This is a genomic window from Microbacterium aurantiacum, from assembly GCF_021654035.1.
GTDB lineage: Bacteria > Actinomycetota > Actinomycetes > Actinomycetales > Microbacteriaceae > Microbacterium > Microbacterium aurantiacum.
In genome coordinates, this window is the sequence record NZ_JAJPDW010000007.1 from 25943 (window position 1) to 39320 (window position 13378).

15 protein-coding genes are annotated in these 13378 nt (G+C 71.4%); 1 reads left to right on the forward strand and 14 read right to left on the reverse strand.

Going from position 1 to position 13378, the window contains the following annotated elements; all coding sequences use genetic code 11:
- Positions 1-69: 69 nt before the first annotated feature.
- Genes lgt through rpe form a run of 11 tightly spaced genes read right to left on the reverse strand, consistent with a single transcriptional unit; the run spans position 70 to position 7862 of the window.
- The gene (gene lgt, locus LTL01_RS13115) at positions 70-1041 is read right to left on the reverse strand and encodes a prolipoprotein diacylglyceryl transferase (RefSeq protein WP_236968886.1); all 972 of its coding nucleotides are present in this window, start codon (positions 1039-1041) and stop codon (positions 70-72) included.
- Between the two features lie 52 nt (positions 1042-1093).
- Positions 1094-1888 carry a tryptophan synthase subunit alpha gene (gene trpA / locus LTL01_RS13120; RefSeq protein ID WP_236968887.1) on the reverse strand — a complete coding sequence of 265 codons (795 nt, stop codon included), beginning with the start codon at positions 1886-1888 and terminating at the stop codon, positions 1094-1096.
- Positions 1885-3093 (reverse strand): tryptophan synthase subunit beta, encoded by a 1209-nt coding sequence (gene trpB / locus LTL01_RS13125; protein WP_053547454.1) that lies wholly within the window; start codon positions 3091-3093, stop codon positions 1885-1887. Before trpB ends, trpA begins: the two co-directional genes overlap by 4 nt.
- The gene (gene trpC, locus LTL01_RS13130) at positions 3093-3896 is read right to left on the reverse strand and encodes an indole-3-glycerol phosphate synthase TrpC (protein ID WP_053547453.1); all 804 of its coding nucleotides are present in this window, start codon (positions 3894-3896) and stop codon (positions 3093-3095) included. The genes trpB and trpC overlap by 1 nt, the downstream gene beginning before the upstream one ends.
- A gap of 2 nt (positions 3897-3898) precedes the next feature.
- Positions 3899-4129: a DUF6704 family protein gene (locus LTL01_RS13135; RefSeq protein ID WP_053547452.1), complete on the reverse strand. Its 231-nt coding sequence runs from the start codon at positions 4127-4129 to the stop codon at positions 3899-3901.
- A 34-nt stretch (positions 4130-4163) separates the two neighbouring features.
- Positions 4164-4787: a Trp biosynthesis-associated membrane protein gene (locus LTL01_RS13140; protein WP_236968888.1), complete on the reverse strand. Its 624-nt coding sequence runs from the start codon at positions 4785-4787 to the stop codon at positions 4164-4166.
- A complete protein-coding gene (gene hisI, locus LTL01_RS13145; RefSeq protein WP_053547450.1) occupies positions 4784-5176 on the reverse strand; it encodes a phosphoribosyl-AMP cyclohydrolase in 393 nt (130 codons plus the stop codon). The genes LTL01_RS13140 and hisI overlap by 4 nt, the downstream gene beginning before the upstream one ends.
- Positions 5173-5979 carry an imidazole glycerol phosphate synthase subunit HisF gene (gene hisF, locus LTL01_RS13150; protein WP_236968889.1) on the reverse strand — a complete coding sequence of 269 codons (807 nt, stop codon included), beginning with the start codon at positions 5977-5979 and terminating at the stop codon, positions 5173-5175. The genes hisI and hisF overlap by 4 nt, the downstream gene beginning before the upstream one ends.
- On the reverse strand, positions 5979-6821 hold the full coding sequence (hisG, locus tag LTL01_RS13155) for an ATP phosphoribosyltransferase (protein WP_236968890.1): 843 nt from the start codon (positions 6819-6821) through the stop codon (positions 5979-5981). Before hisG ends, hisF begins: the two co-directional genes overlap by 1 nt.
- A 40-nt stretch (positions 6822-6861) precedes the next feature.
- Positions 6862-7125, reverse strand: coding sequence for a phosphoribosyl-ATP diphosphatase (locus LTL01_RS13160; protein ID WP_236968891.1), 264 nt, complete (start codon positions 7123-7125; stop codon positions 6862-6864).
- A 44-nt stretch (positions 7126-7169) separates the two neighbouring features.
- Entirely contained in the window at positions 7170-7862 is a 693-nt protein-coding gene (rpe, locus tag LTL01_RS13165) for a ribulose-phosphate 3-epimerase (protein ID WP_053547447.1), read from the reverse strand.
- A 20-nt stretch (positions 7863-7882) separates the two neighbouring features.
- Between rpe and glsA the strand changes: the two genes are divergently transcribed.
- On the forward strand, positions 7883-9061 hold the full coding sequence (gene glsA, locus LTL01_RS13170; RefSeq protein ID WP_236968892.1) for a glutaminase A: 1179 nt from the start codon (positions 7883-7885) through the stop codon (positions 9059-9061).
- 20 nt (positions 9062-9081) lie between these two features.
- Here glsA and LTL01_RS13175 read toward each other — a convergent pair whose 3' ends face one another.
- Genes LTL01_RS13175 through LTL01_RS13185 form a run of 3 tightly spaced genes read right to left on the reverse strand, consistent with a single transcriptional unit; the run spans position 9082 to position 13360 of the window.
- Entirely contained in the window at positions 9082-10449 is a 1368-nt protein-coding gene (locus tag LTL01_RS13175; RefSeq protein WP_053547511.1) for an RsmB/NOP family class I SAM-dependent RNA methyltransferase, read from the reverse strand.
- A complete protein-coding gene (gene fmt / locus LTL01_RS13180) occupies positions 10446-11369 on the reverse strand; it encodes a methionyl-tRNA formyltransferase (protein WP_236968893.1) in 924 nt (307 codons plus the stop codon). Before fmt ends, LTL01_RS13175 begins: the two co-directional genes overlap by 4 nt.
- Positions 11370-11377: 8 nt before the next feature.
- Complete coding sequence (locus tag LTL01_RS13185) at positions 11378-13360, reverse strand: primosomal protein N' family DNA-binding protein (RefSeq protein WP_372461351.1); 1983 nt, start codon at positions 13358-13360, stop codon at positions 11378-11380.
- Positions 13361-13378: the final 18 nt, after the last annotated feature.

The following is a 13378-nucleotide window of genomic DNA, read 5'->3' on the forward strand; positions in this document are numbered from 1 at the left end:
GATGCTCAAAATGGGACGACGTCGGCCCGGGACTCGATGAACTGCCTTGTACGGGTCGTTCGGTGAGCGCTATTTCGTGGCGGGTGTGCTTGTGGCGCTGCCCCCGACCGGCTCGGACGTCGGCGGTTCGCTGACGTCGACGAAGTCGTCGGTGTCCTGCGATTGTACAGCCCCGTCCGGGTGCCATTCGCGACCCGGAACGTACGGCGACGGCTCGCGTCCGGGGTGACGGCGGTTCTGCACGATCATGATCGCGATGCCGATGACGACGCCGAAGATGGCCGCCCACACGTTCGTTCGCAGCCCCAGGATGATCTCGCTGGGATCGATGCGGATGGACTCCCACGCGATGCGGCCGGCGCTGTACCAGATGAGGTAGAGGCCGAACAGACGCCCCCACTGGAGCTTCAGCGCGCGTCCTGCCGCCACCAGGACGACGACGCCCGCGACGTTCCAGATGACCTCGTAGAGGAAGGTGGGGTGGAACAGCGTGCCCTCCGGGAGCCCGACCGGCCACGCGGCGTTGGGGTAGTCGATCTCCAGACCCCACGGCAGGTCGGTCGGAAGTCCGTAGAGCTCCTGGTTGAACCAGTTGCCGAAACGACCGATCGCCTGTGCCAGGAGGAGGCCGGGGGCGAGCGCGTCGGCGAACGTCCAGAACCGGATGCCGGTCCACCGGCATCCGAGCCACGCGCCCACGGCCCCGCCGATGAGCGCGCCGTAGATGGCGATGCCGCCTTCCCAGATGTAGAGCGCGCTGAGCGGGTTGCGCCCCTCACCGAAGTAGAAGTCCCAATGCGTGAGGACGTGATAGATCCGCGCGGTGACGATCGCGAGCGGGACGGCGAGGAGCGCGATGTCGATGACGACCCAGGGCTCCGCGCCGCGCTTGGTGAGGCGGGCGTTGGTCCACAGCACCGCCGCGACGATGCCGGCGATGATGCACAGCGCGTAGAAGTGGATGCGCAGGGGCCCGAGATCGATGTAGCTGATCGAAGGGCTCGGGATGCTGGCGAAGACGCCCGCGGCGACGGTGATCATGAAGAGCAGTGTCCTTGCTGAGGGAAGTCGGCGACGATACGACGTGTGCAGTCTAGTTCGACGCGCGTGCGGTGCCCGCGGAGAGGGCTCGGGCGGTCTCGCCGAGGGATTCCAGCCCGCCGTCGCGGAGGGCGCGGACGAGGGCGGTTCCTACGATGGCTCCATCCGAGTACTCCACGACACCCGCGACGTGATCGGCGTTGGAGATCCCGATGCCGACGCACGCGTGCGCAGCTCCGTGCTCGCGCAGACGCGACACGAGCCTCCGCGCAGCGGCATCGAGGTCCGCCCGCTCGCCGGTGATGCCCATCGTCGACACGGTGTAGACGAATCCGGTCGACGCCTCCACGATCATCTTCAACCGCTCATCGGTCGAGGTGGGCGCCGCGAGGAACACCCGGTCGAGACCGGTGCGCTCGCTCGCGCGGATCCACTCCCCTGCGGCATCCGGAGTGATGTCGGGGGTGATGAGACCGGCGCCGCCCGCTTCCGCGAGACCGTCGGCGAACCGGTCGATCCCGAACTGGTAGATCGGGTTCCAGTAGGTCATGACGAGGACCGGCACGCTCGTCCGCCGGGTGATCTCGCGGACGGCCTCGAAGGTGTCGCGCAGACGGAAACCGGCGGCGAGGGCCGCCTGCGTCGCCTCCTGGATCACGAGGCCGTCCATCACCGGATCGGAATACGGCGGACCCAGCTCGAGGATGTCCACGCCGTTCTCCGCGAGCGTGACGGCCGCGTCGATGCTGGTCTGCAGATCGGGGTACCCGATGGGCAGGTACCCGATGAGCGCACCCCGGCCTTCTGCACGGGCCGCGTCGAGCGCCGCCGACACACGGGAGGTCATGCGGAAGCCCCGTCGTCGTACAGGCCGAAGTACTTCGCCGCGGTGTCCATGTCCTTGTCGCCTCGGCCGGAGAGGTTGACTGCGAGGATGGCGTCGGGACCGAGCTCTCGCCCGATGCGCAGGGCCCCGGCAAGGGCGTGCGCGGATTCGATCGCGGGGATGATGCCCTCGGTCTCGGAAAGGAGGCGGAGCGCCTGCATCGCCTCGTCATCGGTGGCGGGGATGTACTCCGCGCGTCCGATGGAGGCCAGCCACGCGTGCTCGGGACCGACACCGGGATAGTCGAGCCCCGCGGAGATCGAGTGCGACTCCGTGGTCTGACCGTCCTCGTCCTGGAGCACGAACGTCTTCGCCCCGTGGAGGACGCCAGGTCGGCCACGACCGATCGAGGCCGCGTGGCGCGGTGTGTCGACACCGTCGCCGGCCGCTTCGACGCCGTAGAGCTTCACTCCGTCGTCGTCGAGGAAGGCGTCGAACATGCCGATCGCGTTGGAGCCACCGCCGACGCACGCGAGAACGGCGTCGGGGAGCCGGCCGGTCTCCTCCAGCAGCTGCGCGCGCGCCTCCTCGCTGATGATCTTCTGGAAGTCGCGCACCATGGCCGGGAACGGATGCGGGCCGGCTGCGGTACCGAAGATGTAGTTGGTCGTCTCGACGCTCGAGACCCAGTCGCGGTAGGCCTCATTGATGGCGTCCTTGAGGGTGCGCGAGCCGGTCGTGACCGGAATCACCTCGGCTCCGAGGAGGCGCATGCGCGCAACGTTCAACGCCTGCCGCTGAGTGTCGACCTCGCCCATGTACACGGTGCAGTCGAAGCCGAACAGCGCCGCGGCGGTGGCGGTGGCGACGCCGTGCTGGCCGGCTCCGGTCTCGGCGATGACGCGGGTCTTGCCGAGACGCTTGGTCAGCAGCGCCTGGCCGATGACGTTGTTGATCTTGTGAGAACCGGTGTGGTTCAGGTCCTCGCGCTTGAGGAAGATGCGCGCCCCGCCGGCGTGCTCGGCGAATCGCGGCACCTCGGTGATCGGCGACGGTCGTCCGCCGTAGGAGTGCAGGAGGCCGACGAACTCCGCCTGGAACGAGGGGTCGACCTTCGCGGCATCGTAGACCGCCGTCAGTTCATCGATCGCGGCGATCAGGGACTCGGGCATGTACCGCCCACCGAACTCGCCGAAGAACGGCCCGGTCACTTCGCGAAGACTCATCAGGACTCTCTTCCTCCGGGGAGGGTGTCCGCGCCCGCCTCGAGGAAGGCGCGCAGGGTGGTGACGGGGTCGCTGGTGACCAGCGCCTCGCCGATGAGGACGACGTCCGCGCCCGCGGCGCGATAGTGGGCGACGTCGGCCGGGGTGAGGACGGCGGACTCGGCGATCTTGATCGTCCCGGCGGGGATGCGCTCGACCAGTCGGCCGAAGAGATCCCGGTCCAATTCGAAGGTCGACAGATCACGGGCGTTGACACCGATGAGGTCGGCGCCGAGGTCGACCGCACGATCGACCTCCTCCGCCGAGTGCGTCTCGACGAGCGGGGTCATACCGAGCTCGCGGGTGAAGGCGTGCAGCCGCGCGAGGGTCTCTTGATCGAGAGCGGCGACGATGAGGAGGACGAGATCGGCTCCCGCCGCTCGCGCTTCGAGCACCTGGTACTCGTCCGCGATGAAGTCCTTCCGGAGGACCGGCAGCTGCACCGCGCCGCGGACCGCGTCGAGATCGGCGAGGCTTCCCTTGAAACGGCGTCCCTCCGTGAGGACGGAGATCGCCGAGGCTCCCCCTTCCTCGTAGCGGCGTGCCTGCAACGCGGGATCGGGGATGAGGGCGAGGTCACCGCGCGAGGGACTCGCGCGCTTGACTTCGGCGATGATCTTGACACGATCGGCCGGCGCGAGCGCAGCCAGGACGTCGAGGGCCGGGGTACGCGCGAGGGCGGCGGCCTCCACCGCGGGCCGAGGTGTCGCGCGTGCGCGCGCCTCGGCATCCTCCACCGCGCCGGCCGTGAGGTCGGCGAGCACGCTCAGTGCTCTTTCGCGATGTACTTGGTGCCGTTGACGCCGTACCCGGCCTTGGCCATGATCCAGCCGGTCAGGAGGCCCACGACGAGGAGACCTGCCGAAGCCCAGACCAGCACGGGCATGTCGAACCAGTAGAACAGTGTGCCCAGCGCGACCGCGACGAGCATGATCGTGACGGCCGTCCAGGCGGCGGGAGAGTGGCCGTGGCCGGGGTCACCGATCTCGTTGCTCATGGGGGTTCCTCCTGTCAGCGCGGGTTTTCTCAGTCTAGCGGTCGGCGGTCGGGTCTTCTCCGCGCGACAGGTCGTCCCACGAGTCGATGGCCGTGTCCCGAGCCGCATCGGCCGGTCGTGCGCCGTCCGCGCCCGCTGCCCGTGCGGGCGCGTCGCCCTCGGCACGATACCGGCGATCAGCGCTGCGCCATCGGCGCGCGGTCACCAAGATCAGGATGCCGCCGGCGGCGAGGACCACCCATGCGACCAGAGTGATGAAGGGCCAGGGAGTGGGGGTGAGTGAGGCCACGAGGTCGCTCACCGCCCGTGTCCCCGTGATTCCGGTCGCCTCGGTGACACTCGCCGACACGGCCGAGATCGGAGTGGCGAAGGCGGTGCCGGCCGTCAGCGCACCCAGGAGCACCGCGATGACGACCGTGAGCGCGCCGAAGACGTACCGCAGGACGACACCCACGATCGACAGCGCTCCGCCGAGGGCGAGGACCGTCAGGCTCAGGGGGGTCAGGAGCGCCAGCGCGCCGTCACCGGGAACGAGGAGGGGCTCGGCCGCGCCGTCGTCGAGGACGACCGTGAACCAGGTCTGCGTCGCGGAGATCACGCCGACGGCCCCGCACGCGAGGAGAGTCAGGACGCTGATCAGACGGGATCGCGGGGTCACGCGCCCGTCTCCGGCCCGCGCGCGGGTTCGAGGTCGAGCGTGTCGAAGCAGGAGCGCAGGCCCGTGTGGCAGGCGGCCCCCACCTGCTCGACCTCGACGAGGATCGCGTCGCCGTCGCAGTCGAGGTGCGCTCCGCGGACGAGCTGGATGTGACCGGACGTGTCGCCCTTCCGCCAGTACTCGCCGCGCGAGCGCGACCAGAAGGTCACACGACCCTCCGTCAGCGTCCGGCGGAGCGCCTCGGCATCCATCCAGCCGAGCATCAGGACCTCACGGGTGTCCCATTGCTGGACGATGGCGGCGACGAGGCCGTCCGCGGTGAAGCGCACGCGGGAGATCCGCTCGGCGACGACATCCTCGGGGACGCCGTCGGGATCGTCGGGGCTCATGCGACGGTCTCCCCCGGGAGGAGGCTCTCGCGCACGGCGATCCCCTGCCCCGCCATGCTGCGCTTGACGTCGCCGATCGTGAGCTGACCGGTGTGGAACACGGACGCTGCGAGGACGGCATCCGCCCCCGCGGCGATCGCGGGGCCGAAGTGCACGGCCGCTCCCGCGCCCCCCGAGGCGATGACGGGCACGCGCGAGGCCTCGCGCATGAGCCGGACGAGCTCGAGGTCGAAGCCCTCTCTCGTCCCGTCGGCGTCGATCGAGTTGACCAGGAGTTCGCCGGCCCCCCGCTCGATGGCCTCGTGAGCCCAGGCGAGGGCGTCGATGTCGGTCGCGGTGCGTCCGCCGTGGGTGGTCACCACGAACCCGGACGGGATCTCGTCGGTCGGCCCCCCGGGGCGCCGCATGACGTCCAGGGAGAGGACCAGCACCTGGGCCCCGAACCGGTCGGCGATCTCGTCGATGAGGGCGGGGCGCGCGATGGCGGCCGAATTCACGCCGATCTTGTCGGCCCCCACGGCGAGCAGACGCGCGACATCGTCGACGGAGCGCACTCCCCCGCCCACGGTCAGCGGGATGAAGACCTCCTCGGCCGTGCGACGCACGACGTCGTACGTCGTCGCGCGCTCGTCGACGGTCGCGGTGACATCGAGGAAGGTGATCTCGTCGGCGCCCTGCCGGAAGTACTCGCGGGCGAGTTCGACCGGATCCCCCATGTCGCGGAGATTCTGGAAGTTCACGCCCTTCACCACTCGGCCGCCGGCGACGTCGAGGCACGGGATGACGCGGCAGACGAGGCTCATCAGAGCCTCGCGTTGTCGATCGCGGTCACCAGGATCGCGCGCGCCCCGAGGGCGTAGAGATCGTCCATCGCCTGGTTGACCTTCTTGCGCGCCACCATGACCCGCACCGCGACCCAGTCGGGGTCGCGCAGCGGTGAGATGGTCGGCGATTCGACCCCCGGCGTGAGCGCCACGGCGTCATCGATCAGGGCCACGGGGAGGTCGTAGTCGACGAGGACGTACTGCCGCGCGACGAGGACTCCGCGCAGGCGACGGAGGAGCGTCTCGGTCCCGTCGGCGTCGCTCGGTCCCGTGATGAGGACCGCTTCGGAACGCAGGATGACGGGGCCGAAGACCTCGAGCCCCGCCTGGCGGAGCGTGGTGCCGGTCTCGACGACGTCGGCCACCGCATCCGCGACCCCCAGCCGCACTGCGGACTCGACCGCGCCGTCCAACGGCACGAGGTCCACCGCGATGCCGTGGCGATCGAGGAACGCGTCGACGAGTCCGGGGTACGACGTCGCCACCCGCTTGCCCTCGAGGTCCGAGAGCTCGGAGAACGTCCCGGTCGGAGCGGCGAAGCGGAAGGTCGACCCGGCGAAGGCGAGGGATTCGATCTCGCGCGCGCCCGGCATCCGGGCGTCCAGGAGCAGGTCTCGACCGGTGATGCCGACGTCGAGCGCCCCGGAGCCGACGTAGGTGGCGATGTCCTTCGGGCGCAGGTAGAAGAACTCCACGCCGTTGTCGGGATCGAGGACGTGGAGGTCCTTCGGGTCGCGGCGGCCGGTGTACCCGGCCTCCTGGAGCATCTCGGACGCGGTCTCGGCGAGCGAGCCCTTGTTCGGCACGGCGATTCGCAGCATGTCGGGACTTTCGATGGGGGTGAGCGGTGGGACGGAGCGCTCAGAGATGTCGGTAGACGTCCTGGAGGGTGAGGCCCTTCGCGAGCATCAGGACCTGCAGGTGGTAGAGCAGCTGCGAGATCTCCTCGGCCGCGGCATCGGTCGACTCGTACTCGGCGGCCATCCACACTTCGGCGGCCTCTTCGACGATCTTCTTCCCGATCGCGTGCACACCGGCGTCCAGCTGCGCGACGGTCCCGGATCCTTCGGGTCGCTCGGCCGCTTTGGCGGAGAGCTCATCGAACAGCGCATCGAACGTCTTCACCATGCAAGGGTAGCGCGCCGCGGGAGGGTGATCCGGCGCCGTGGTCAGTGCGCGTGCGCGGCGGCCTGGCCGCGGAGAGCCGCGATCGCCGCTCCCGGATCGTCGGCGCCGAAGACCGCCGAACCGGCGACGAACGTGTCGGCTCCCGCTTCGGCCGCCTGCGCGATGGTCGAGGCGCTGATCCCGCCGTCCACCTGCAGCCAGACCGCCGACCCGCGCCGCGCGGCTTCGTCGGCGAGGAGGCGGAGCTTCGGCATCGTCTCGGGCATGAAGGACTGGCCCCCGAAACCGGGCTCCACGGTCATGACAAGGATCTGATCGACCTCGCCCCACAGCTCATCGAGAGCGGATGCCGGTGTCCCGGGCTTCACCGCGACACCCGCGCGCGCGCCGATGTCGCGCAGTCGTCGGGCGAGGGCGATCGGGTCGCGCGCCGCCTCGAGATGGAAGGTGACCGAGGCCGCGCCGAGCTCGGCGTAACCGGGGGCCCAGCGATCGGGGTCCTCGATCATGAGGTGCACATCCAGCGGAATCGGGCTCGTCTGCTGGATCCGCTCCACCATCTGGGGGCCGAAGGTGAGGTTCGGCACGAAATGGTTGTCCATGACGTCGACGTGCGCGAAGTCCGCGGCGGCGATCCGGGCGAGCTCGGTCTGCATGTTGACGAAGTCCGCCGCCAGGATGCTGGGGTTGATGCGGATCTCGCGCGCGGGCTGAGGGACGTCACGGGCGGGCACGGGTCCATTATGGTCGAGCCGTGGACCCCATCACCGCACTGCTGGACGACCTCCTCGACGAGATCAGACCGATGGACGACGGCGCGCCGGCCGCCTACATCCCGGAACTCGCCGCGGCGGATCCCGATCGGCTGGCGTTCGCCGTGGTCGGACCGCGCGGTCGCGTGCGGGTCGTCGGCGACGGCGAGCACGAGTTCACCATCCAGTCGATCTCGAAGCCGTTCGTCCTGGCGCTGGCGCTCGAGGAGTGCGGGCGCGAACGGGTCCTCGAGTGCGTGGGCGTGGAGCCGAGCGGAGAGCCCTTCAACGCGATCAGCCTCGCCCACGACACCGGGCGTCCCGCGAACCCCATGGTCAACGCCGGCGCGATCGCGACGACGGCGCTCGTCGGAGAGCCGGAGAGCGACATCGACGAGCGCACGGCGCGTATCGTCTCGAAACTGTCGGCGTTCGCGGGCCGCTCCCTGTGGGTCGACGAGGCGGTGTACGCCTCCGAGTCGGCGACGGGCGATCGCAACCGCGCCCTCGGGCACCTGCTGCGCTCCTACGGCGTGATGACCGGATCCGTGGAGGCAGCGGTGGAGACCTATTTCCGCCAGTGCTCACTGCTCGTGACCGTCCGCGACCTGGCGGTGATGGCCGGGACGCTGGCGTTCGGCGGTGTGAACCCGGTGACCGACGTCCGCGTGGTGAGCACCCGCGTCGCGCGCGACGTGCTCTCGATCATGTCGTCCTGCGGGATGTACGACTACTCCGGCGAGTGGCTCCTGCGCGTCGGCCTGCCGGCGAAGAGCGGGGTGAGCGGCGGGCTGCTCGCCGTGGCACCCTCGCAGTTCGGCGTCGCCGCCTTCAGCCCGCGGCTCGACGCGCACGGCAACAGCGTGCGGGCCATCGCCGCCGTCGAGACGGTGTCGGACCGCTTCGACATGCACCTGCTGGAGTCGCACGAGAACGTCGCGGTGCCGGCGCTGCGGATCGAACGCACCGGCGAGGGGCGCGTGGTCCATCTGGGCGGTGAGCTCGGCTTCTCCGGCACGGAGCGGGTCATCGGGGTGCTCCGGGAGATCGCCGCCTCCGTCCCCGACGGCACCGAGGTCGTCGTCCACGCGTCGGAGCTCGCCCGCACGCACCCGGCCGCGCTCATCGCGCTGCGAGCGGAGTTCGAAGTGATGCCGGAGGGCTTCCGGCTCGCGGAGTGAGCCGGGGACGGATGCCGCCCCTAGGCCTTCCGCAGGAGAGTGATCGACATCGCGTCGGTGCCGTGGCGATGCGGCCAGAGCTGAGCCCGGAGAGTCCCGTCGGTCTGGGCCGGCAGGTCGGGCGGTGACGATGCGATCCCCGCGATCACGTCGCGCGCGGGGAGCTCCTCGACCGCGTCGCCCCAGGACGCGCGGACGTCCGCGACGACGGCCGTGGTCTCGGCGAGATGCGGTGAGCACGTCACGTACGCGACCACGCCGCCCGGCGCGCACGCCACCAGCGCGGCATCCAGCAGTTCCCGCTGGAGGGAAGCGAGCTCGGGGACATCCGCCGGAGTCTTCCGCCACCGCGCCTCGGGGCGGCGCCGCAGCGCGCCCAGCCCCGTGCAGGGCGCGTCGACGAGGACGCGATCGTAGGCCCCGGGGTCGCGGGCCGCGCGGGATCGACCGTCCTCCTCGGAGACGGGAACCTCCATCGGCACCCCGGCGACGGCTTTGCGGACGAGACCCGCTCGGGCGGGGACGACCTCGTTGGCCTCGACGCGGGCGCCGACCTTCAGCGCCTCCGCGGCCAGGAGGGCGGTCTTGCCGCCGGGACCCGCGCACAGATCGAGCCAGCGCTCCCCCGCCTTCGCCGGCAGCGCCCGGGTGAGCGCCAGAGCCGCGAGCTGAGATCCCTCGTCCTGCACGCGGATGCGTCCGTCCGCGCCGGTGACGGTCGCTTCGGGGTCGCCGCCCTCGGAACGGAATCCGTACGGTGACAGCGGCGTGGCACGCGCATCCGCGGGCCGGTCCGCCAGATCCGGCAAGGCGATCATCGTCACGGAGGGCGCCGCATTATCGGCGGCGAGCAACGCGTCGAGTTCGTCGGCGCGCCCCTCGGCGGCCAGGGCCCGACGGAACGCGCGCACAACCCACACCGGATGGGAGGTCAGCAGACCGATGCGCTCGTCGTCGGACCGTGCTCCCTCGGCGATGCGCGCCATCCACTCCCCCGGCGTGTCGCGCGAGACCCGCCGGAGCACGGCGTTGACGAAGCCGCTCGGGCCCCGCCCTGCCGCCGCCCGCGCGAGTTCGACCGACTCGTTGACAGCGGCGTGGGATGCGACGCGGGTGGACAGCAGCTGATGGACGCCGAGCCGCAGCGCGTCGACGAGCGCCGGATCGATGTTCGCGACGGCCCGATCGGCGGCCACCCCGATGATCGCGTCATACGTCCCCTGACGTCGCAGCGTGCCGTAGGTGAGTTCCGTCGCCAGCGCGGCATCCGCACCTGAAACGCCGGCCCGTGCGAGGGACACCGGCAGGAGCAGATTCGCGTAGGCGTCGGACTCGTGCACGGCCCGCAACGTCTCGTAGGCGATGCGACGAGGAGCGGAGGCGCTCATGAGCCGGCCACCGCGGAGGTCACGCGCAGGCCCCGCCACCAGTCGGCGGCGTTCATCGCCGATCGACCCGCGGGCTGCACCCGGTCGAGGACCACCGGAGCGTCGGCGGTGCCGACGAGGAGGCGGCCTTCGTGGAGGGACAGCGTGCCGGGATTCAGGCGCGGCGACGGGTCGGGTGAGCGTCGCGCGGCCAGGATCTTCAGCCGCATGCCGGCCACCTCCGTGTGCGCGCCCGGCTCAGGCGTCGTCCCCCGGATGCGGCCGAGGACCGCGGCGGCCGGTGCGTCCCAGCGGACGCGTCCGTCGTCGATGGAGAGCTTCGGCGCGTACGTCACCTCGCCCTGCTGCGGGCGCGCGACCGCCGTTCCGGAGGCGAGCGCGTCGACCGCTGCGAGGAGGACGCCGGTCCCGACGTCGGCCAGCGTCGACAGGAGCTCGCCGGCGGTGACGTCCTCGGGCGTGCGCATCGCCTCCTCGGCGATGACGTCCCCGGCATCCAGCTCCGCGACCAGGTGGAAGACGCTCACTCCGACCTGCTCGTCACCGGCGATGAGCGCGTGCTGCACGGGAGCCGCGCCGCGCCACCGGGGCAGGAGCGAGAAGTGCAGGTTGATCCAGCCGAGACGAGGCGCGCTGAGCAGCGGTTCCCGCACGAGGCCTCCGTAGGCGACGATCACGCCGAGATCGGGGCGGCGCGCGCCGATCTCGGCGGTCGCGGTGTCATCGAGGCGTGCGGTGCGAAGCGTCTCGATGCCGAGCTCTTCCGCGGCAGCGGCCACGGGAGAGGGCGTCAGCACGCGTCGTCGGCCGAGGGGGGCGTCGGTGCGGGTCACGACCAGATCGACCTCGTGCGCGGAGGCCGCGAGGGCTTTCAGGGATGGAACCGCGACCGCCGGGGTTCCGGCGAAGACCAGACGCATGGAGCTCCTCACAACTCGAGATCGGGCACATCGACCCGCACTCTGAGTGTATTCCGGCGTACCTGGCCCTTCCCGCGCGGCGGCCGGCGGCCGGACACCGCATCGCTCACCACGGACGCGCGCAGGCTCTCGGCCACCCGCGCCCCGCGGGCGTAGTCGAACCGGACGAGCGCGCGCGCGCCGTCCTCCCCCTCCACCGGACCGAGGATCGCGTCGGCGTCGAGCTCGGGGACATCCTCCCGCAGCTTCTGCAGCGCGGTGTCGACCGAACGCCGCGCGCCGCTGAGGGCCGCGACCCGGACGGTGGGCGGCATCCGCAGCGGCAGGCGATCCGCGAGCTCGGCGCGCGCGTAGGCGGGCTGGGTCCACGTCGCCAGGGCCCGCGCGACCGCCCCGGTGACCCCGACGAGGTGGACCGGCGCACCGGGCGCGGCCAGCGCGGCGGCGTTGGACCACCACCGGAGACAGGACTCGCCGATGCGCAGATCGTCCGCCATCAGCATCCGATCTCCGTCGAGCAGGATGACGGCGCGGTAGCCGCCCCGGGCGATCGGTTCTCCGCCGCGGGTCGCGACGACGAGTGCGGGCCGGTCGTCGACCCGCAGGACCGGATGGTCGCCGTCGGCGACGATGACCCGGGTTCCGGGGAAGGCCCGACCGAGTTCGTCGGCGGTCCTTTCGCTGCCGGAGGAGGCCATCCGCACCCGATCCGAGTCGCACTCGGAGCATCGCCAGGCGTGGGCGCTGCGCCCGCACCACGTGCACACCGGGACCGTTCCGGGACCGCGCGCGTGCAGCGGACCCGCGCAGTGGCGGCACCGCGCCGGATGCCGGCACTCGGCGCACACGAGGACCGGCGCGTATCCCGGTCGGGAGACCTGGACCAGGACGGGCCCGTGCGCGAGCGCCTCCCGGGCGGCGGCGTATGCAGTGGAGGGGACGCGCGTTCCGCGGGACTCCCCCTCGCGCGTCGCGCTGAGGACCACCCGCGCCCCGACGCGGCGTCGCGCCGGCAGATCCCGTACCCACCCGACCGCGACCAGACGCTCGACGTCCGTCGTTCTGGTGTGCCCGGCGAAGACGAGGGCACCTCCCTCGAGCTCCTGGCGCAGGAGCGCGGCGTCCCGGGCGTGCACGCCCGGTGAGAGCGGCTCTCCGAGGAGCGGGTCGCCGTCGTCCCAGATCGCCACGAGCCCGAGGTCACGCGCCGGGGCGTAGACGGCCGAGCGGTTCCCGACGACGATGCAGGGGGCTTCGGCGAGGGTCCGCAGATACGCCGCGTACCGGGCGGGTGAGGACTGCGCGGCGTCGTGGCGGACGACCGCGGCGAGCGGGACGCGACCGGCCAGCGCCTCCTCGATCTGCGCGCGGTCGCGGTGGTCGGGAACGACGACGACCGCGGTCCGCCCCCGCGCGAGGGTATCGATCGCGAGTGCCGCGAGAAGCTCCGCCCACGCCCCGACGTCGTCGCCCGCCGGAAGGCGCACAGGATGCGGCGGCGCGTCGAGCGCGATCCGCGCATCCGCGCGCATCGCCTCGTCGAGGCCGGGGAACCCGGACAGACGCATCCTCGCCCATTGGCGCACGGTCTCGTCGATCCGAGGCGCCTCCGGGGTCTCCGAGGCCAGCCAGACCTTCTCGGCCCGAACCATCCGTTTCGGGATGGCCAGGCGCAGGATGTCGGCCGCCGAGCCCGCCGCACGATCTGCGACGCGACGCACCAGTCGGTAGAGATCCGGCGTGAGGACCGGAACGGAGGAGACCACGTCCTCGATCTCGGACAGCGGCCGTCCCCCCTCTTCGGCGACCGCGCGCTCCACGAGGAATCCCTCGACGACCCGGCCCGCGCTGCGCAGAGGCACCTTCACCCGCACGCCCGGTTGGGCGAGCGCGTCGAACTCCCGTGGGATCGCGTAGTCGAAGAGGCGATCGAGCTGCGGCAACGGCGAATCGATCAGGACCCGGGCGACCGGGAGGCTCACGTCGTGCACCCGCGCAGCCGGAGCCGG

Bases quoted from the DNA above. Each gene is read 5' to 3' on its own strand.
- trpB (WP_053547454.1), bottom strand. From the start codon at position 3,093: ATGAGTCTTCGCGAAGTGACCGGGCCGTTCTTCGGCGAGTTCGGTGGG.
- hisF (WP_236968889.1), bottom strand. From the start codon at position 5,979: ATGAGCCTCGTCTGCCGCGTCATCCCGTGCCTCGACGTCGCCGGCGGC.
- LTL01_RS13175 (WP_053547511.1), bottom strand. From the start codon at position 10,449: ATGAGCGCCTCCGCTCCTCGTCGCATCGCCTACGAGACGTTGCGGGCC.
- hisG (WP_236968890.1), bottom strand. From the start codon at position 6,821: ATGCTGCGAATCGCCGTGCCGAACAAGGGCTCGCTCGCCGAGACCGCG.
- trpA (WP_236968887.1), bottom strand. From the start codon at position 1,888: ATGACCTCCCGTGTGTCGGCGGCGCTCGACGCGGCCCGTGCAGAAGGC.
- fmt (WP_236968893.1), bottom strand. From the start codon at position 11,369: ATGCGTCTGGTCTTCGCCGGAACCCCGGCGGTCGCGGTTCCATCCCTG.
- hisI (WP_053547450.1), bottom strand. From the start codon at position 5,176: ATGAGCCCCGACGATCCCGACGGCGTCCCCGAGGATGTCGTCGCCGAG.
- lgt (WP_236968886.1), bottom strand. From the start codon at position 1,041: ATGATCACCGTCGCCGCGGGCGTCTTCGCCAGCATCCCGAGCCCTTCG.
- LTL01_RS13135 (WP_053547452.1), bottom strand. From the start codon at position 4,129: ATGAGCAACGAGATCGGTGACCCCGGCCACGGCCACTCTCCCGCCGCC.